The following is an 18,155-nucleotide window of genomic DNA, read 5'->3' as shown; positions in this document are numbered from 1 at the left end:
AACCAGGGTTTCCTCAAGTTGGCCGCCTAAAGGCCGACCAACTTGCTCCCGCTTAGCGCGGCAGAAAATGGGTGTCGACGTAATGCAGCTTGCTCGGGTCGCGAGGGTCGATCAGCACGTCGATCTCCTCCCCCGGCTTAATGTGATTCTGCGGGTCTTGCCAGATATCTTCGCTATAAAACACATGGACTTGTTGCGTTGTAGGATCTTGCCACTGGCAGGTAATGCGCCACGGCGAGCGCCCGTTAAAGCGGATAGACGTGTTCCAGTCGAAACCGTTAACAACGGCGCGCACCCGGTGCCCGGACTGCTTTAACAATTTGATTGTTTTGGCACGTTTGCCAAAGCTCCGGGTCGCCACGCCACCGATTCCCGTGAAAACCGCCCCCATCAACGCCAAAAACAGCGTTGCGGCCCACAGGTCGAAGAAACCGTCGATACGGGCATTGCTTGGGTTGCTCGGGTTGTAAAGCATATCGACCCGCTGCCCTACATAGTAACGAGGTGGGTTGCTGCCGTTACTACTCCGGTAAGTCACCATACCCTCCGGCCCTTGAAAGCGAACCACCGGCCGATAACTAACCCGGGTACGACCATCCGAATCCTGCGAGGTCCGACGATCCAACTCGACGACCGTACCGACGGCCGACTCGGCCGTCATCACTAAACGCAACGAGTTAGCCCCCATAATCAGCGCGCCGGCCAGCATCAACAACCCCACCGCCAGAAAGAGCTTCGGAACATGCTTTAGCTTATCCATCGCCGCCCCCCATTAAGTAAAAAAGTACCGCGTAATATGGAAAAAGATAGGTGCAGCGAAGCATACCGAATCGACCCGATCCATGACGCCGCCGTGCCCTTGAATAAGCGTTCCGAAATCCTTGACGCCGCGGTCTCGCTTAATGGCCGACATACACAAACCGCCGGCGAAACCGGCAAGACAAATGGCCAAAGCGATCAGCCCCGCCTGCCAAGGGTTGAAAGGTGTAATCCACCACAACGCCGCCCCGATTAATGTCGCGGCAGCGACTCCGCCGATAAAGCCTTCCCAAGTCTTGTTCGGGCTTACTTCGGGCGCAATCTTGCGCCGCCCCAGCGTCTTGCCGAACACGTATTGCAAAACATCGCTTAGCTGTACGACCAAAATCAGGAAGAACAACAGTTTCACGTTCTGCCCCGCGTAGCCGTCGATTTCCAGCATAAGCAAGGCCGGAGCGTGGCTGATGCAATACACACACAACATCATGCCCCACTGCACTTTGGCAGAGCGGGCCAAAAACGCCTGCACATCGCCCGTCAGCGCCATGCGCAGAGGCACGAACAAGAATACGTAGACGGGAATGAAAATCGCGAACAGGCCGTACCACTGAGTAGCGACCAAGTAGTACTGAATGGGCGTAAAGATGAAGAACGCCCAGAACAAAGTGCTATGATCAGAATAGCGGGTCGGCGTTAACGTGATGAATTCGCGGAGCGCAAGAAACGAGATAACGCTAAACAAAAGCACCGACGTCAGCGCCCCGCCAACCAAAGCAGCGGCCAACACCCCGCACATGACCCACCAGGCGCGAATACGAGCGTTGAGGTTGGCCACCGTTTCCTTAGCGCCGTCCGAGCGCACCACAAGCGCGAGCCCGAACCCGACCAGGCTGCTGACCATCAGCAACCCTAATATACCAAGCAACATGGCCTGGAAGTGCGGATCAAGCGTCTGCATGCGGGGCCTCGTTCAAATTTAGGACGTCCCGCCGAGCCCGCCAAAGGAATTCCTCCTTCGCCTCGTGCTCTCCTAGCCGCAACGGCCGACCAAACGTCGCGCTGCCTAGCAGCGGAATCGGGATAACCTTACCCTTGGGTAAAACCCGGCTTAAATTCTCCAGATAAACCGGAATCAGCTCCAGATCGGGCCGCGCCAAAGCCAAGCGGTATAAGCCGGACTTAAACGGAGCAATTTCCTCGCCGTTGCCGCGAGTGCCCTCCGGGAAAAAAATCAATGAATAATCTTCGCCTATGGCGTCGAGAATCTGGTTAAGCGTCTCGCGCGAGCTGCTACCGCCGTTGCGGTCGATAAATATCGCGTTAAACACGCGGCGCGCCAGATAACGCCGGAATGGGGATTCGCCCCAGTAATCTCGTGCCGCCACGGGGCGTGTCCGCCGCCGCACGTCCGGGGGCAAAGCGGCCCAAATGACCAGCGAATCCAAATGACTCGAATGATTAGCAAAATAAATACGCGGCCGAATAGACGGCACCGAACCTACCCAACGCGCCCTCACCCCGGTGACCAGACGCAGCAAGCCCACTAAAAGCAGCGCCACCAACCTATGCACGCTCGCGCGCCTCCAGCGTGCTGACGATATGCCGGGTGCGACGAACCAGCGTGACCAGGCAACCCAGAACGACCAACCCGAGCGCGGCGACAAGCACATAGTCTTGCCAGGCAAATGGTGTAACTGCGGCCGCGACGATCAGCGCTGCGGTGATGAGCGCCATCCGGTGCTGCTTCGCCATCGGACCGATAAAAGACTGCTTAACGCCGCAAGCGCCACCCAAGACCCGCACATAAGCGGTTAACACCGCCAACAGCCCGGCCATCCAGCCCAACGCCGGCGCACCGGCAAACTCAACCGCTGCATAGCCTACCGGCACCAGAATCAGAGGGTCGGCCAGGCGATCCGGCAGATCATTAAAAATCTCGCCGGAAGGCGTGCCTAAACCGCCTTCTACGGCCACCATTCCATCGAATAGATTACAGAGCAGACGAGCCTGAATGCATAACGCTGCTAATAGGAAAAGACCGGCTTGCGACCAGACACCGAATCCGGAGCTAAGAAAAAGACAGAACCCCGCCCCTGCGGCGAACGCGACGCTCGCCAAGGAGATCCAATTCGGCTTAATCCCCCAACCCGCCAACCGGCGAGCGAACCCTTGTGCCCATGAGGTGTTTCGCGCCTGAATCTCGCGCCGCACAACGTTAGGCGCATCCGCATTTTTATTATCGGTTTCCACACTTACTTCCCGCTACCGCGGGCTCCCAAAGCCGAGTCACGATGCCGGCGTAGACTAGGCGACCATACCACAGCATCGCCCGTAAATATTGTGATTTTATCACAAGCTGTAGCACCGATACTCGGCGGGCAGCCCCCTTCCGCGCTTCCCTTAACAGTCAAATTATTATTTGTTAACTTTAGGTTTTAGTGTGATAGGCTCCGCTTTGGGGGAGCAACTCCCCTGGCTATGCCACTAAAAGTGGCTAACGCAACATTAAGGAGCCATAAACAAATGAAAAAATGATCGCTTTAGCCGCGCTGTCGGGCGCTGTATTTATGGGGACCGCGCACGCCGAAAATACCGGTTGCGGCTTGGGCACGATGGTTTGGGATGGGCAGTCGGGCATTGCTCCGCAAGTTCTTGCCGTTACCACCAACGGCATTTCCGGTAACCAGACCTTCGGCATCACCTCCGGCACCCTCGGTTGCTCCCAGGACGGCGTCGTCGAGTCGAGCGAAAAGCTGGCGATGTTTACCGGCTCCAACATCGATGCCCTAGCTCGCGATATGGCTACCGGCGAAGGCGAAAGCCTGCACGTGCTCGCGGACCTGATGGGTATCGAAGACGCCGACAAACCGGCTTTCTTTGCCATGACTCGCGATAACTTCGAGCAGATTTTCCGTAGCAACGACGTCACCGCCGAGGATGTGCTAGCAGCACTGAACGACACCCTCGCCGACGACGCAGCATTGTCGCGTTACGCGGCCTAAGCGGCTCGCCGCGATGTCTTTTTCTCCGGCCTACGGGCCGGACGACCTTAAGCGGTTCCATCGATGGCAAGACGATTTATCCTCGCGCTTCTGCTGCTTACTCTCTCCCCTACAAGCCAATCCCACGTTTCCGAGTATCTGCTCGAATTACAGGCAAAGGCACAGCATAAGCAGCTCGCCCACCAGCGAGAGTGGCTCGATCTTTTACACTACCGCGATCGCAAATTTCTGCCGGGGCAGCGTAGCGACGCGGCTAGCCAGTTTTTTTCAATGCCGCCGATGGCGCAGACAATCCGGAATCCGAACTCTTTGCCACGCTCGAGGCTTTTTCGATCCGGATGCCGAACGCAACGGACAGCACCCGCAGTGCGCTTTTATTGCTCGCTTTCATTGGTTAAAGGCGGCGTTAGATATAGACGTCCGCCAGCTACCCGAAGTGTCCTGCGACCGGTTCGAACGCTGGTATAACGCCATCGCGCCGGAGCGCGTCACGCTGGTTTTCGCTTCCGCCTATATGAATAGCCCTGCCTCGATGTTCGGCCACACGCTGCTCCGCATCGACAGCGCACAGCATGACGACAATAACCGACTCATTTCCTACGCCGTTAATCATGCCGCCGATACCGGGGCCGACGCCGGCGCGCTGTTTACCGTTCGGGGTCTGAGCGGGGCCTATCCCGGCTATTTTTCCCTTATGCCCTACTACGAAAAAGTTCGAGAATATAACGACCTTGAGGACAGGGATCTGTGGGAGTACGAGCTTGGCTTTACCGAGGAGGAAGTCGAGCGACTCATGATGCATTTATGGGAGCTGGGCTCGACGCCCTTTCCCTATTACTTCCTGCACCAGAACTGCTCCTACCGGCTTTTAGCGGTAATGGACGTCGCCCGCCCCGGCATGGCGCTGGCGGACCGTTTCAAGTGGGTCGCCATACCCACCGACACCATTCAAGCCGTTCTAGCACAAGAAGGTATGCTGGTCAGAGCGAGCTATCGCCCGGCCCAAGGCACCCGACTGCGCCATAGCCTCACACAACTAAACGCAGATCAACGAAAACTCGCTTATGCCTTAGCACAAGGCGAGGCCGAGCCAAGCGAGGCCGCATCCTGCGGCGTTGGCACGACCGAGCAGGCAGCGGTATTGGAAACGGCCTACGATTACCTGTATTACCGCCACCTTGCCGGCGATATAGCCGGCCGCGACCATACAAGACGAATGCGGGAACTACTGATAGCTCGCAGCCGTATCGATCAAGCCAGCCCGATCGAACGGCCACCGACGCCGTTGCACCGACCGGATCAAGCGCACGAACCGAAACGGATCGGTATAGGCTTCGGTCGCCGGCACGAGCAAAACTATACCAACCTGCAATTTCGCCCGGCCTACCACGAGCTGCTCGACCCGGCACCCGGCCACGCTACCGGGGCGCAGCTTAACTTTCTCGACACTCGGATACGCTACCTGGCCGATGAAGAACGCGTGGAACTCGAACGACTCCGTTTCTTCGACGTCGATGCGAGAACGCCGCGAGACCGCTTCTTTCAGCCCAAATCCTGGAACGTGCGTAGCGGCCTAGAGCAACGGCCGGCACCGGGCGAGGCGCGCCGCCTCATGCTCGGACTGGAAGGCGGTATCGGCCACACCTACGGTATCGGCAGCGAGAACAAAACGCTCGCTATGGTCTCCTTACAAGGCAGCCTTTGGGGGTCGCGCCACTTGGACGACACTGTGCGCGCTGGAGCCGGCCCACGGGTAAGCGTATTTCATGCACAAGGCATCTGGCTCGGCAATCTAGAGATCGAAGCGACGCAGTACACGGATCTCAGCCAACCATCCTGGCGCCTGAGCGTCGAGCAAGGGTTCACCCTACACCGCAACCTCTCCTTACGACTGAGTGCGGCACGGGAATTCGATGTCGAACAACGGCAGGACAGCGTGGAGCTAGCGCTCTATCGCTTTTTCTAAATCCGTCGCTTAGCGTGCCGCTCAGTCTAAGTCAAAGTAGTGCACCAAGCGCCCCACCTCGTTACGTAACCACTGCGACTCGACCCACGTTTCTAAATGCTCGTCGGCAAACCGCAGAAAAGCCAAGGCGGCATGCGGCAGGCGGCGATCGCGCCAGACGATAAACTGCCAATAACTCTCAATCGGCAAACCCTCGACCGGCAATTTCGCCAGACTACGGTCGCTCGGTGCCAATACATGCTCGGACAACAACGCCAAGCCCAGGCCGGAGCTAATCCCCACCCGAATCGCCTCGTTACTGGCCAATTGCATCGTCGCCCCCAAAGAAACGCCCTGCTCCTGTAACCAGCTATCGAACATCATCCGGGTTGCAGAGCCCACCTCGCGCAGCAGAAAACGCTCCCCTAATAAGTCGCTAATAGCGACGCGCTCTGCCTTCGCCGCAGGATGACCCGCCGGCCCGACCAACACCAACGGATTACGCATAAAACGAGCAGCCAAGGCATGCTCCAACGACGGCGGATGGCTGAAGACGTAGATGTCATCCTCCTGCCGTTCGAACCGCGCCAACATCTGCTGTCGGTTGCCGATATGGACGCTCACCTCAACCTGAGGGAACGTCTGACTAAACGGCCCCAACAATCGCGGCAAGACATATTGCGCGGTATTCACCAGCGCAATACTAAAGCGCCCCCTTTCACCACCGCGTAACGCGGACAAGTAATCGTCATAGTCATCGAATCGGCCAAGAGCATCCTGGCAGGCACGGTAGAACTCCCGCCCCGCCTCGGTCGGTTGCAACCGGCCGTGACGACTTTCTAACAGTGGCTCGCCAACGGCATCCTGCAACCGCCGCAGCTGCTGAGATACAGTAGGCTGTGTCAGGTGCAAGCGCCTTGCGGCCTGACTCACCGTCCCGGCTTTTACGACAGTGACGTACACCTGCAACAGGCGAAAGGTAAGGTGTCGAATATTCATTCGCTACTCGCTCATAGACAATCGTCTATACATCATGCGGCAACTATTAATTAGCCACAATAATCCAAGCTCTGCAAAATGCCCCGGCTTTCGGATGCTGAAGAATTCTCTACTTCTCGTCGCAATAAGAATCTACTGCGGAGAGCTTAATGCCCGATATTGTTGTTACCTTCTTCGTGCTCGGCCTAATTGCCGGTTTGGTGCGCTCCAATCTCACCATCCCTAAAGCCACTTACGACACGCTAAGCCTTTTACTCATGCTGACTATCGGGCTCAAAGGCGGAATGGCGTTAAACGGCAGTTTGCACTGGTCTCTGGCTGGCGAGCTATTGGCGGTCGCAGCGCTTGGTGGATTCATTGCCTTGGGGTTAATTCCGGTACTTCGGCGCGTCGTCGGCCTTTCTATTGCCGACAGTGCCAGCATTGCCGCCCACTACGGCTCGGTAAGTGCCGGCACCTTTGCCGTCGCGCTAGCTTATGTGGATAGCCACAACCTAACGCTTGGCGCCGAAATCACGCTTTACTTGGTGATGATGGAGCTGCCCGCCATCATGATCGGTATCGCGTTGTTTCGCCGTATGCGGGGCGATGCCGGCAGCCTACGCGGCTTATGGCACGAAACGCTAACTAACCGGGGGGTTATTCTATTGGCCGGTGGCGTAGTCATCGGCGCTATGTACGGCCCGCAAGAAGGCGCGGCCGTCACCGACCTGCTAACCGGTGCATTCCATGTGGTGCTGGCACTGTTCCTGCTGGAGATGGGGTTAACGGCCGCCGAGACCTTGCGACCGCTGCCCTGGAAACATTGGCGGCTGCTAAGCTTCGCGATAATCGCCCCCCCATTCTGGCCCTTCTCGGTCTATTCACCGGGCGGATGCTGGGGCTGCCCGAGGGCTCGTTACTGGTCCTGATGGCCCTGACGGCTAGCGCCTCTTATATCGCCGCGCCCGCCGCCATTCGCACCGCGGTACCGCAAGCTAACATCGGCTTAGCGATGCTAGCAGCCTTGGGTATAACGTTCCCGTTCAACGTTATCATCGGGATTCCGCTGTACCACTACTTGATCGGCCTAACGGGGTAAACCGCGGCAGCTCGCAGTTGGCAGTACGCGGCCGGATCGCGGCCGTCGTACTGCCAAACCCGGTCCGAAAGAAAGCACCGTGACCGCCAAGCGGCTCATGCGCTTACTCGCTATCGCGTTTAGGCTCGGGCAACACGGGCGGCGTCGAGTCCATAAAGGTCAGAAACGCTTGCCACAACTCGTAGGTACGGTGCTCGGTCGAATCGAGCCGGCACTGGTTCGCCATCAGGCCGCGGACGCTGCCGCCGGACCACAGGGTGTATACCGAACCACAGTGCTTATCGCGATATTCAAGCCAGCTCTCTTGCGCCGTATCGATCGCCGCGACCACCTCCGGCTCCTCAGCGAACCGCTCTCGACTCGCCGCTAGATACCTGTCCATAACCTCTTCGGCCGCCAGGACTTCTTGATAAGCACAGTAGTTTATATCCGGCGTCGTTATTGGGTCCTTACAACGATCCTCCCCTGCCGACAGCACTGCCGGCAACATTAGGATACCCGTAATAATCGTCAGCGCGCAGCCTCGACGGCTGCGCTTAACAACAGCATTTCGCCCCACCACGATACCTCGTAATTCCTGGTTCACGATCGCCCGCTCCACCTTTCCCTAAAGACAGCGGGCACTTTTTCTTGAGTATTACCTAATCTGCCTTAAATCTCTCCGTGAGCGACTTCGGAGAAATCCATGACTACAAACAGGTCGGCAGCGGCCGGAATGGCAATGACTCGCTTCGCCCACGGACAATCCGCGATTTCCAACTCCGCTACCAACCCAGGCGCCGTCATTATCGACGGCAAAGGCCGCGCCGACCTTGGCGTCGCCCGTGCCTTAGGCCGACGCCAGGTACCGGTTTATCTACTGACGGACGACCCGAACTCCGCCGTAGCTTACTCGCGTTACGTTACGCAGCGGCTGAACTTTCCCGCCAGTTCGGGGAGCGAGAAAGAGCGCGTTCGGCGCCTATTGGAGATTGGGCAGCAGTTTAAGCATCGACCCGTGCTCTTCAGCACCGGCGACTCGTCCTTGCTCTTATTGTCTCGGCATCGCTCGCAGCTCGAACAGCACTATCGGCATCACCTGTGCTCGGCCGAACTGGTAGAGGCGCTGTACGATAAAACGCATTTTGCCGTCACCGCCGGCGCACTCGGCCTCAAAGTTCCTGCCACGTTAGCACCGGCGAATATGACGGAACTGGAAGCGGCCGTCGAGCGCTTCACCTTCCCCGTCATGGTAAAACCGGCGGAGAAACGCCGTTGGTCGCAACACCGCGAAATCATGCGTTTGACCAACGGCAACTTAAAAGGAGTGCGCGTCGCCAACCCCTACGCGCTGCGCGAACTCGTTGCCCGAATCTTTGAGTTCGACGACGGAATCATTGTGCAGGACTACATCGAAGGCCGCGACGAAGCGCTGTGTTCGATGCACACTTATATTGATAGACAGGGACGCGTCGTCGGGCTTATCGTCGGGCAGAAGGTTCGCACTTATCCGATCCATCGCGGCATCGGCTGCTGCGTGCGGACCGAACATCTGCCGGCAGCAGCGGAACTCGGCCTACATGCCTTAAAGACGCTAGGCGTGACCGGACATGCGTCCGTACAAATGAAGCGCCTGCCCGGCACTGACGATCAATACAAAATACTAGAGATCGGCCCTCGCTACAGTACCTGGTGTCACCTACAGGCCGAAGCAGGCGTTAATCTTGCCTACGCGGCCTATCAAGACAGCCTCGACCAGGCCATCGACCCGCTGCCCGCGCCACGCAACAAGGTCCTGTGGCTGGATTTGCATAACGACCTGCGCGCACTGCGCCACTACCGCGAGGTGGGCGAATGGAGCTTCGGCAGTTGGCTTTACAGCCTACGCGGCAAGCGCTGCTACCACTACTTCGCTGCCGACGACCCCAGGCCGGCGCTGGTTCCGCACACGAACTTCGCGCGCCGCCTTGCCACCTACCCGGCCCGAGCCGCACGGCGCGTTTGGCGGAAACGATACCAGCGGACCTAAAATTGCCCCCTTAGCCGAACGGCTCCGGCACTAAGAACAGCGAGCGCTAACGACTACGGCGAATGATGCCCCGACACCGCCAATCGAAGTAGTTGACCAAAATCCAGAAATTCTTAAAGGCCGGGTTGCGGGTCTGCTTATGGTGATAACGGTAGTAGATCTGCTGTGCGATCACCGCCAACCGGAACAAACCATACACCTCGTAGAATGCCCAGTTATCGATCTTCAACCCCATGCGATCGAGGTAATAAGCCACCAGCTCCTCGCGTGTGAGCATGCCCGGCAGATGGCTCGGCTGACGCCGCGTCATACGCATCAGCGCGGGGTCGTCGGCTTGTACCCAATAAGCCAACGCATTGCCCAGATCCATCAAAGGATCGCCCAGCGTCGCCATTTCCCAGTCAAGCACGCCGATCACGCGAGTTGGCTGTTTGGGATCGAGCACAACATTATCGAGCCGCCAATCGTTATGAATAACACAGGTCGCGATATCGTCGGGGATCGAATCCTGCAACCAGGCCCGCACATACCGAAAACTCGGAACATTCCACGTTCGCGCCTTCTCGTAACGATCCGACCAGCCCTCGATCTGCCGCCGGCAATAACCGCCCCCCTTCCCTAAGGACTCAAGCCCCGCCGCGCGGTAATCGACCTGGTGCAATTCGACAAGCTTATCGATAACGTTAGTGCACAACTCGCGCGTCTGCTCGGCGTTAAGCGCCAAGCCCTTCGGCAACCGAGCCCGCGGGATGACACCCTCGATACGCTCCATGACATAAAACTCAGCGCCGATGACGGATTCGTCCTCGCACAGGGCGATCATCTCCGGCACGGTCGGATACACCGACTTAAGCGCTTTCTGCACCTTGTACTCGCGCCCCATATCGTGGGCGGACTTAGCTTTCGTACCGGCTGGCGGGCGGCGCAGAATCCAATCGTGGTCCGGGTAACGTAAACGGTACGTCCAGTTCGAAGCGCCGCCGGCATACTGCGTCACCTCCGGCTCGCCCGCCAAATCCGGTACCTGTTGCTTCAACCACGCACCGACAGCCTGAATATCAAGTTCTTCACCGCTGCGGACACCGCCGGCACTATCGATCGCCACATTGCTCATGCTTGCGTTTCTTACCCGTTATCTGTTCGCTGTCGCTGCGTTTTACCGCGCCGTCTCGGCGGTCGCCCGTTTACCTTTCATACTCCGCATTTGCTTCTGCATGAACTTACGGTACAACTCCCTCGACAAGAACCGCTTCAAGCGCCATGCGAGACGGGCCTCTTTATGCGGCAAGACGTAGAAGCGCCGCTGCTCGACAGCGGCGAAAACCGCCTGCGCGACGTCGTTCGCCGTGATCTTGCTGCGCGACATAAGTTTATCCAGCGTGGCATCCATCTTCGGCACCGTGCTACGCAACGAATCGCCGAGATTGGTACGAAAGAACGACGGACAGATGACGCTCACGCCAATGCCGGCATCGGCAAGCTCGTGCTGCAACGTCTCGGACAAGGACACGACGGCAGCCTTACTCGCGTTGTAACTGCTCATCAACGGCGCATCTAATAGCCCCGCCATCGACGCGACGTTAACGAAGTACCCATGCCCCTGCCGCTTGAACAACGGCGTAAACGTCTTGCAGCCGCGCACCACGCCCAGCAAATTGATATCGAGAATCCACTGCCAATCGTCGAGGCTCACGTCCTCGATTGCCCCGGCTTGGGCAACGCCGGCGTTATTCACCACCACGTCGACGCCGCCCCAGCACTCGGTTAAGGTTTCGGCGACCCGAGCCAGGCTCTCCTCGCTTCTTACGTCGCAGGGGAGGTAAGCCGCATCTTCGGCCTGCACAGCGAGACTTGCTCGCGCCTTCTCGCCCCGTTGATCGTTGATATCGCCGATACAGACTTTCCATCCCGCCTCGGCATAGCGCTGCGCGATCGCCAACCCTAAGCCGCTAGCACCGCCGGTCACGAAAATACGTTTGTTCATTTACGGTAGCCTCGCTTCGACAACTCGATGCGCGCGATGAGGTGTTTATGCACTTCGTCCGGACCGTCTGCGATACGCAGGCTTCGCGCGTGGTTAAAGAACCCGGTCAGCGGCGTGTCCCGAGAAACGCCGCTACCGCCGTGAATCTGGATGGCATCGTCGACGACCTGTTGCAGCACATTCGGCGCCACCACCTTAATCGCCGAGATTTCGCTCATGGCCCCTGCCGCCCCGAAACGGTCGATCTTCCAGGCCGCATAAAGCGTCAACAAGCGCGCTTGATCGATCGCTATCCGCGCCTCGGCAACGCGTTCCCGGTTACCGCCAAGGTTCAGGAGCTCCTTACCGAACGCTTTCCGGCTCATGCCGCGGTCGATCATCAAGTCGAGCGCGGCCTCGGCGCCACCCAGACAACGCATGCAATGATGGATACGCCCCGGCCCCAACCGACCCTGCGCAATCTCGAACCCCATCCCCGGGCCGCCGATAATATTGCTGGCCGGAACACGGACATTATTAAAGTAAACTTCCCCGTGCCCGTGCGGCTCGTCGAAATCGCCAAACACCGGTAGCATGCGCTCGATCTCCACGCCCGGCGCATCCAGCGGCACCAGAACCATCGAGTGCTGATGATGGCGATCCTTATCCGCATCCGGCGTATAAGCCATGAAGATGGCAACCTTAGCGTGCGGATCGCCAATCCCGCTCGACCACCACTTACGGCCGTTAAGCACCACCTCGTCCCCCTCCACGAGGGCGGTTGCCTGCATATTCGTGGCGTCGCTGGAAGCGACATCCGGCTCGGTCATGCAGAACACCGAGCGAATCTCCCCGCTCAGCAAAGGCTGCAACCATTGCTCTTTCTGCGCCTCAGAGCCGTATTTCCACAACAGCTCCATATTGCCCGTATCCGGCGCGTTACAATTGAACACCGTCGGCGCCATAAAGCTGCGCCCCGTCTGCTCGGCAATCGGCGCATACTCCAGCACGCTCAACCCTGCCCCCAACTCGGCATCCGGCAGAAAAAGATTCCACAAGCCTTCCGCCCGCGCTTTCGCCTTCAACTCCTCCATCAACGCCGGAACTTCCCAACGGCGCCAATCGCCTCCGTGGTTAGCGGCGTGAATCCGATCCCAGTACGCCTTCTCAACAGGCTCGATATGCTCCCGCATAAACGCTTTAACACGTTCGAGATAATCCTGACCCTTCGCGCTTGGCTGGAAATCCATGACTCACCCCTACTCGATCAATAGCGAAACCTCGATTCTAGAAGCGCGGTTGCAATGAATTAACTGAAAAATCATAATCTGCAATCATGAGCGATATTCATAATAAAGCGCGCCTGAACCGGATTGACCTCAACCTGTTTCGGGTGTTCGACGTAGTCTACCGCCAACGCAACCTGTCGCGGGCCGGCGAAGAACTGTTTATCAGCCAATCGGCGGTCAGCCATGCCCTATCGCGCCTACGCGAACAACTCGACGACCCCTTGTTTATCCGCGAAGGCAAAGGCGTGACGCCGACCCCTTTAGCCGACCGCCTAGCACCGGAGATCCGCGCGGCCTTAGGCTTGTTTCAACAAGCGGTGAATCAACGCGAATTCGATCCGCGCCGCGATATCCAACATCTCACCATCGCCATCCATAACGACCTCGAATCCGTACTACTGCCGCAGATCGTCAACCACTTGCGGGCGCGGGCCGCGCCGGGCGTCACCATTGCCGGCGTTCGGCTACAGCGCCGCAACCTCGCGACCGATCTGGCATCCAGACGAATCGACCTCGCCATCGGCGTAGCGCACCCGACCAGCGCCGATTTACGCCACGCCCTCTTGTTTCGGGACGCCTTCTGCGTCGTAAGCCGGCAACCGATCGCGCTGGACCGCGAACGCTACATGAGCGCGCAGCATATTGCCGTATCGTCGCGGCGCGCCGGCCTAACCGTCGAAGATGTCGTATTGAATCAACTGGGTTTTCAGCGCGATGTCGCGCTACGCTGCCAACACTATGACGCCGCCTGCCGCATCGTCGCCAATTCCGATCTGTTGCTGACCATGCCCTCTTGTCTTGCTCATGTCGTCAACAGCACGATAGGCAATGTGTTACTCGATATTCCTATCGCCCTACCTCCCGTCGAGTTGCATGTGTACTGGCACCAGCAATGGGAGAACGACCCCGGCACCCGCTGGTTGCGCGACCAGCTTTTAGCTTTACTAGGGCCCAACGACAGCCCCTCCCACCTCGTTTAACGGTCATTTCGTCGCGTTATAACGCAACTCATCGCAAGCACCTCGCAGCGCCCATGCGCCAGCGCCAAAGTGGTCGTCACTCGACACAAACCACCTAGGAGCGAGCCAGAATGCGTTTACTCGGTTACCCCTTATGCGCGGCGATGTTGACCGCGGCCGGCACAGCAAGCGGCGCGGATTTACGGGTCGAAATCAGTAATGCCGAAACGGCCGACGGCGCCGTTTATTTCGCGCTGTACGACAGCGAACCACGCTTTAAGGAACACGACGGCATCCGCTTAGCTGTCGCCAAACAATGGACCAGCCGCCCTTCCGTTGCCTTCACCGACCTCCCGCCTGGGCGCTACGCCGTCGCGGTGTTCCAAGACATCAACGGCAACGGCGAACTCGACACCAATCTGCTCGGCATTCCGACCGAACCTTTCGGATTCAGCCGTGACGCAACCGGCAACATGGGCCCGCCCAGCTTCGACGATGCGGCCATCAGCCTCGGCGAGCAAAGCGAAACCCTTGTGATTGAATTGAGGAAATAACGATGAACCGGCGTACCTTCTTACAAACGCTGCTGATGGGCAGCAGCGCGGCGATGTTCGCCCCCTGTCCTTCGCACGGACCTCGGACTGGCAGCAACAGTATCTTACCGCGCGTAAGGAAAAGGCTTGGCTGCTCGGTTTTAAAACCATCGAACAGAACGAACTGGCCGCCGAGGGGCTGAGCTTAAGCGGACGTTGGCCGGCCGAACTCCACGGCACCCTTTACCGAAACATGCCGGCGCGGCATAGCCGCGGCGATCAGCGCTACCGCCACTGGTTCGACGGCGACGGCATGCTGCAAGCATTCCGGCTCGGCGATGGGCGCGTATCGCACCGCGGCCGTTTCGTCGAAACCACAAAATACCGTGCCGAACGCGAAGCCGAGCGCATGCTGAAACCGGCCTTCGGCACCCGCTTCCCGGGCATGGATAACGTCACCAGTTCGGACGATATGAACGTCGCTAACGTCAACGTCATCCGCCACGGCCAACGGCTACTCGCCTTATGGGATGCAGGTTCCGCGTGGGAGTTGGACCCCGACACGTTAGAGACCGTCGGCCCCGTCACCTGGCGCGACGATCTCAAGGCCATGCCGTTCTCCGCCCACCCACGTCGAGACCGCGACGGCAGCCTATGGAACTTCGGCGCAGCCGGCGACCGTCTACTGGTGCTTTACCACATCGACGCCGGCGGCAATCTGAAAAAAGCCGATGCGATTCCGGTGCCGGAGCTGCCCTTTCTGCACGACTTTGCCATCACCGAACGGCACCTGATCTTTCTACTTCCTCCCATGCCGTTACAAATGGACCGCTTAGCCGCCGGCACGAACGTGCTGGACAGCTACCAATGGCAAGCCGACCAACCGATGCGGGTACTCACCGTTAACAAAGACGACTGGTCCGACCAGCAGTGGTACGAATTACCGCCCGGTTTTGTGTTTCATCTGGGCAATGCCTGGGAAGAAAGCAGCGGCGTTATGCACCTCGACTATGTGTATTATCCCGATGCCAAGGTTCTGACCGAGGATTTTCGGGCCTTCATGCACGGCGGGAGGGGCAGTGCGTCGTGGGGGCAACCGGCTCGCGTTACTCTCCATCCCAAGCAACACCAAGCAAAACAAACCTTGCTGTCCGGCAAATGCGAGTTCCCGACCCTCGACCCGCGCTACGTTGGCCAACGGCAGCGTTATCTCGTTGTCGCAGAAGCCAGCGAACACCTTAAGCATCCGGGTTTCAACGCATTAAGGCGCATCGACTTGGAGCGGGAAACCGAGCAGGTTTATCGGTTCGACGACCACACGATGGTGGAAGAACACGTTATCATTCCCAAAACCGCCACGGCCGGCGACGGCGATGCCTGGCTGTTAGGCACCGCACTAGATACCAAAGCGCGAGTGACTCGCCTCACGCTCTTCGACGCCTTACATTTAGAAGATGGCCCGATCGCACAAGCCGCGCTACCGTATGCGCTACCCTTAGGCTTTCACAGCCATTTCGTTCGCACTTGATAACCCATGCACAAGAGCAACACCATAGTGCAAACAAAGGACAAGCCGCTCTGGTTCGAGATCCCGGTCTGGGTCCGCTGGGGCGGCATGGTCCTTTTCAACACCGGCATCGCGCTGTTTCTCACCGCGATCGACTATGGCGGCCCACTGCTCGTCAATTGGCTATTTTCCCAATGCGTCGGGCTCACCATCTTCCTTTGCGTGGAAACGGTCTTGCGCTGGATACCGATAGGCCCTTGGCTCAATGTCGGGCTTTTGTTCGCCCTACTCGTCGGCTCCATCCTGGGAACCGGCACCGCCTTGCTCGTCACCGGCATCTACCGACTTGAGGAACTGGTTACCCAAGCCTTCTGGCAAGCGGTCGTCATCGGCCTCTTATTCGGTGCCGGCATAACGCTGTTCTCAAGCTATCGGGACCGCGCCTTGCGCACCGAAAAAGACCTCGACGAAGAACGCCTAAAGCACGTCAGCGCAGAAAAAGCGCGGGTAGAAACGGAGCTGCGCCTACTCCAGGCCCAGGTCGAGCCACACTTTCTATTCAATACCCTAGCTCTCCTCCGCAGCCTGATTGTCAGCGACCCGACGCAAGGCAAACAACTGCTCGACCACCTCATCGACTACCTGCGCGCAAGCCTCACCCATAGCCGGCGGGAAGAAACCTCGCTAGGCGACGAATTGGCCTTGCTGGAAGACTACCTCACCATCATGCAGTTTCGGATGGGCGAACGGCTGCGTTTCAAGATCGACGTGCCGGCAACGCTGCGCGCGATGCCGCTACCGCCGATGCTACTACAACCGCTGGTAGAGAACGCCGTTCGCCACGGCCTGGAACCCAAGACCGGGATCGGCACACTCGAAATCCGAGCGCGAACGCATGCCGAGCACATCGACATCGAGGTCATCGACGACGGCATCGGCTTCGGCACCCAAACCTTGGGCGGCACGGGGCTTGGCAATGTGCAGGAACGCTTGCGCACGCTGTATGACGGGCAAGGTCGATTAATTGTGCAAGACAACGCGGAAGGCGGCGTTACCGCCACACTTAGGCTGCCGAACCCATGAGCATTCGTGCCCTGATCGCCGACGACGAACCGGAACTCACCCGCGAGCTAGAGCGCCAGCTCCGCCAAGCCTGGCCCGATCTGGCGACGATTTACCACGCCGCCAACGGACACGAAGCACTGCGACTACTCGGCGAGCAGCAACCCGAGGTGGCTTTCCTCGATATTCGCATGCCGGGCTTGAGCGGTCTTGAAGTTGCCAAACGACTGCACCACGCCTGCCAAATCGTCTTCGTCACCGCCTACGATCATTACGCGGTGGAAGCCTTCGAAAGAGAGGCGGTGGACTACTTATTAAAGCCGGTACGGGAAGAGCGGCTCGAAACCACCGTTGCCCGCCTGCAACAGCGGCTTGCCTTACCAAGCGGCAACGCGCGCGATGTCAGCGAACTATTAGAAAGAGTCAGCCGCGCCCTCGACCATCGGCCCGAAGCCCACCTGCAATGGTTACAAGCCTCGATCGGCGAGCGCATCCGACTGATCCCGGTGGCCGAAGTGCTCTATCTCCGGGCGGAGGACAAATACACCGTCATCCGCACCCAAGAAGGCCACTACCCCATCCGCACGCCACTCAAAGAGCTGGAAAACCGCCTCGACCCCAACCATTTCTGGCGCATCCACCGCAACTGTATCGTCAACGCATACCAAATACATTCCATCAGCCGCGACTTCCGCGGCCGCTACAACCTGACCCTACGCGATTGCGACGACACCCTAACCGTCAGCCGCAGTTACGCCGAGCGATTTCGGCAGATGTAAGCCTTGCAGGCTAAAGCTGAGAACATGTCCCTCACGGTCATCATTAATAAGGGGCGATAACTAATTTCCGTTTTAATCCGGGGGCAGGCGCGCAACACAGGGCAACGGATCTTCTTAACCGAGTATTATTACGCTTAGCTTTTCGTCATGGCATCATACGGCGAAACAACCGACAACAACGAGGCGAGCGATGAAGCCGGTGGACTACGGCCGAGAAGATCACACGGAACTGCGCAGCGGGTTGAGGCATCTGCCCGAGGCCAAGCGGC

Annotated in this window: 17 protein-coding genes and 1 pseudogene; 9 read left to right on the top strand and 9 right to left on the bottom strand. The window is 58.5% G+C overall.

Annotation, left to right across the window (positions count from 1 at the left end; all coding sequences use genetic code 11):
* Window positions 1-52: 52 nt before the first annotated feature.
* From CAI21_RS20835 to CAI21_RS20820, 4 genes are read right to left on the bottom strand one after another with little or no spacing between them, the layout of a single operon-like run.
* A complete protein-coding gene (locus CAI21_RS20835; protein WP_116304065.1) occupies window positions 53-760 on the bottom strand; it encodes a DUF3592 domain-containing protein in 708 nt (235 codons plus the stop codon).
* A gap of 12 nt (window positions 761-772) precedes the next feature.
* Complete coding sequence (locus CAI21_RS20830) at window positions 773-1,717, bottom strand: phosphatidate cytidylyltransferase (protein WP_116304064.1); 945 nt, start codon at window positions 1,715-1,717, stop codon at window positions 773-775.
* A complete protein-coding gene (locus CAI21_RS20825; RefSeq protein WP_258869015.1) occupies window positions 1,704-2,330 on the bottom strand; it encodes a lysophospholipid acyltransferase family protein in 627 nt (208 codons plus the stop codon). Before CAI21_RS20825 ends, CAI21_RS20830 begins: the two co-directional genes overlap by 14 nt.
* Window positions 2,323-3,009, bottom strand: coding sequence for a CDP-alcohol phosphatidyltransferase family protein (locus CAI21_RS20820; protein ID WP_220348970.1), 687 nt, complete (start codon window positions 3,007-3,009; stop codon window positions 2,323-2,325). The genes CAI21_RS20825 and CAI21_RS20820 overlap by 8 nt, the downstream gene beginning before the upstream one ends.
* A gap of 317 nt (window positions 3,010-3,326) precedes the next feature.
* On the opposite strand from CAI21_RS20820, the gene CAI21_RS20815 reads away from it, so the two are divergent.
* Window positions 3,327-3,761, top strand: coding sequence for a DUF3015 domain-containing protein (locus CAI21_RS20815; protein ID WP_220348968.1), 435 nt, complete (start codon window positions 3,327-3,329; stop codon window positions 3,759-3,761).
* Window positions 3,762-4,197: 436 nt separating this feature from the next.
* Complete coding sequence (locus CAI21_RS20810) at window positions 4,198-5,727, top strand: Lnb N-terminal periplasmic domain-containing protein (protein ID WP_181919565.1); 1,530 nt, start codon at window positions 4,198-4,200, stop codon at window positions 5,725-5,727.
* 21 nt (window positions 5,728-5,748) lie between these two features.
* Here CAI21_RS20810 and CAI21_RS20805 read toward each other — a convergent pair whose 3' ends face one another.
* Window positions 5,749-6,705, bottom strand: a complete 957-nt coding sequence (locus tag CAI21_RS20805) for a LysR family transcriptional regulator (RefSeq protein WP_116304060.1) — start codon at window positions 6,703-6,705, stop codon at window positions 5,749-5,751.
* A gap of 149 nt (window positions 6,706-6,854) precedes the next feature.
* On the opposite strand from CAI21_RS20805, the pseudogene CAI21_RS20800 reads away from it, so the two are divergent.
* Window positions 6,855-7,786, top strand: a pseudogene (locus CAI21_RS20800) (sodium-dependent bicarbonate transport family permease).
* Between the two features lie 103 nt (window positions 7,787-7,889).
* Here CAI21_RS20800 and CAI21_RS20795 read toward each other — a convergent pair.
* Window positions 7,890-8,372: a lysozyme inhibitor LprI family protein gene (locus tag CAI21_RS20795; protein ID WP_220348966.1), complete on the bottom strand. Its 483-nt coding sequence runs from the start codon at window positions 8,370-8,372 to the stop codon at window positions 7,890-7,892.
* Between the two features lie 99 nt (window positions 8,373-8,471).
* Between CAI21_RS20795 and CAI21_RS20790 the strand changes: the two genes are divergently transcribed.
* Entirely contained in the window at window positions 8,472-9,794 is a 1,323-nt protein-coding gene (locus CAI21_RS20790; RefSeq protein ID WP_147305190.1) for a carboxylate--amine ligase, read from the top strand.
* A gap of 46 nt (window positions 9,795-9,840) precedes the next feature.
* On the opposite strand, the gene CAI21_RS20785 is transcribed toward CAI21_RS20790, so the two are convergent.
* From CAI21_RS20785 to CAI21_RS20775, 3 genes are read right to left on the bottom strand one after another with little or no spacing between them, the layout of a single operon-like run.
* Window positions 9,841-10,908, bottom strand: a complete 1,068-nt coding sequence (locus CAI21_RS20785; protein ID WP_116304058.1) for a phosphotransferase family protein — start codon at window positions 10,906-10,908, stop codon at window positions 9,841-9,843.
* A 42-nt stretch (window positions 10,909-10,950) separates the two neighbouring features.
* Complete coding sequence (locus tag CAI21_RS20780; RefSeq protein ID WP_116304057.1) at window positions 10,951-11,778, bottom strand: SDR family oxidoreductase; 828 nt, start codon at window positions 11,776-11,778, stop codon at window positions 10,951-10,953.
* Entirely contained in the window at window positions 11,775-13,007 is a 1,233-nt protein-coding gene (locus CAI21_RS20775) for an acyl-CoA dehydrogenase family protein (RefSeq protein ID WP_116304056.1), read from the bottom strand. Before CAI21_RS20775 ends, CAI21_RS20780 begins: the two co-directional genes overlap by 4 nt.
* Window positions 13,008-13,093: 86 nt before the next feature.
* Here CAI21_RS20775 and CAI21_RS20770 point away from each other — a divergent pair, with 86 nt between their 5' ends.
* The 5 genes from CAI21_RS20770 (at window position 13,094) to CAI21_RS20745 (ending at window position 17,886) form a co-directional block, all read left to right on the top strand.
* A complete protein-coding gene (locus CAI21_RS20770) occupies window positions 13,094-14,026 on the top strand; it encodes a LysR family transcriptional regulator (protein ID WP_116304055.1) in 933 nt (310 codons plus the stop codon).
* 110 nt (window positions 14,027-14,136) lie between these two features.
* Window positions 14,137-14,559, top strand: a complete 423-nt coding sequence (locus CAI21_RS20765; protein ID WP_116304054.1) for a DUF2141 domain-containing protein — start codon at window positions 14,137-14,139, stop codon at window positions 14,557-14,559.
* Between the two features lie 64 nt (window positions 14,560-14,623).
* Window positions 14,624-16,066 (top strand): carotenoid oxygenase family protein, encoded by a 1,443-nt coding sequence (locus CAI21_RS20755; RefSeq protein WP_116304052.1) that lies wholly within the window; start codon window positions 14,624-14,626, stop codon window positions 16,064-16,066.
* 27 nt (window positions 16,067-16,093) lie between these two features.
* The gene (locus CAI21_RS20750; protein WP_181919563.1) at window positions 16,094-17,128 is read left to right on the top strand and encodes a sensor histidine kinase; all 1,035 of its coding nucleotides are present in this window, start codon (window positions 16,094-16,096) and stop codon (window positions 17,126-17,128) included.
* On the top strand, window positions 17,125-17,886 hold the full coding sequence (locus CAI21_RS20745) for a LytR/AlgR family response regulator transcription factor (protein WP_116304050.1): 762 nt from the start codon (window positions 17,125-17,127) through the stop codon (window positions 17,884-17,886). The genes CAI21_RS20750 and CAI21_RS20745 overlap by 4 nt, the downstream gene beginning before the upstream one ends.
* Window positions 17,887-18,155: the final 269 nt, after the last annotated feature.

This window comes from Alkalilimnicola ehrlichii (genome assembly GCF_003399765.1).
GTDB lineage: Bacteria > Pseudomonadota > Gammaproteobacteria > Nitrococcales > AK92 > AK92.
Note: the sequence above shows the minus strand (reverse complement) of the source record. Positions and strands in the feature narration are given on the sequence as shown.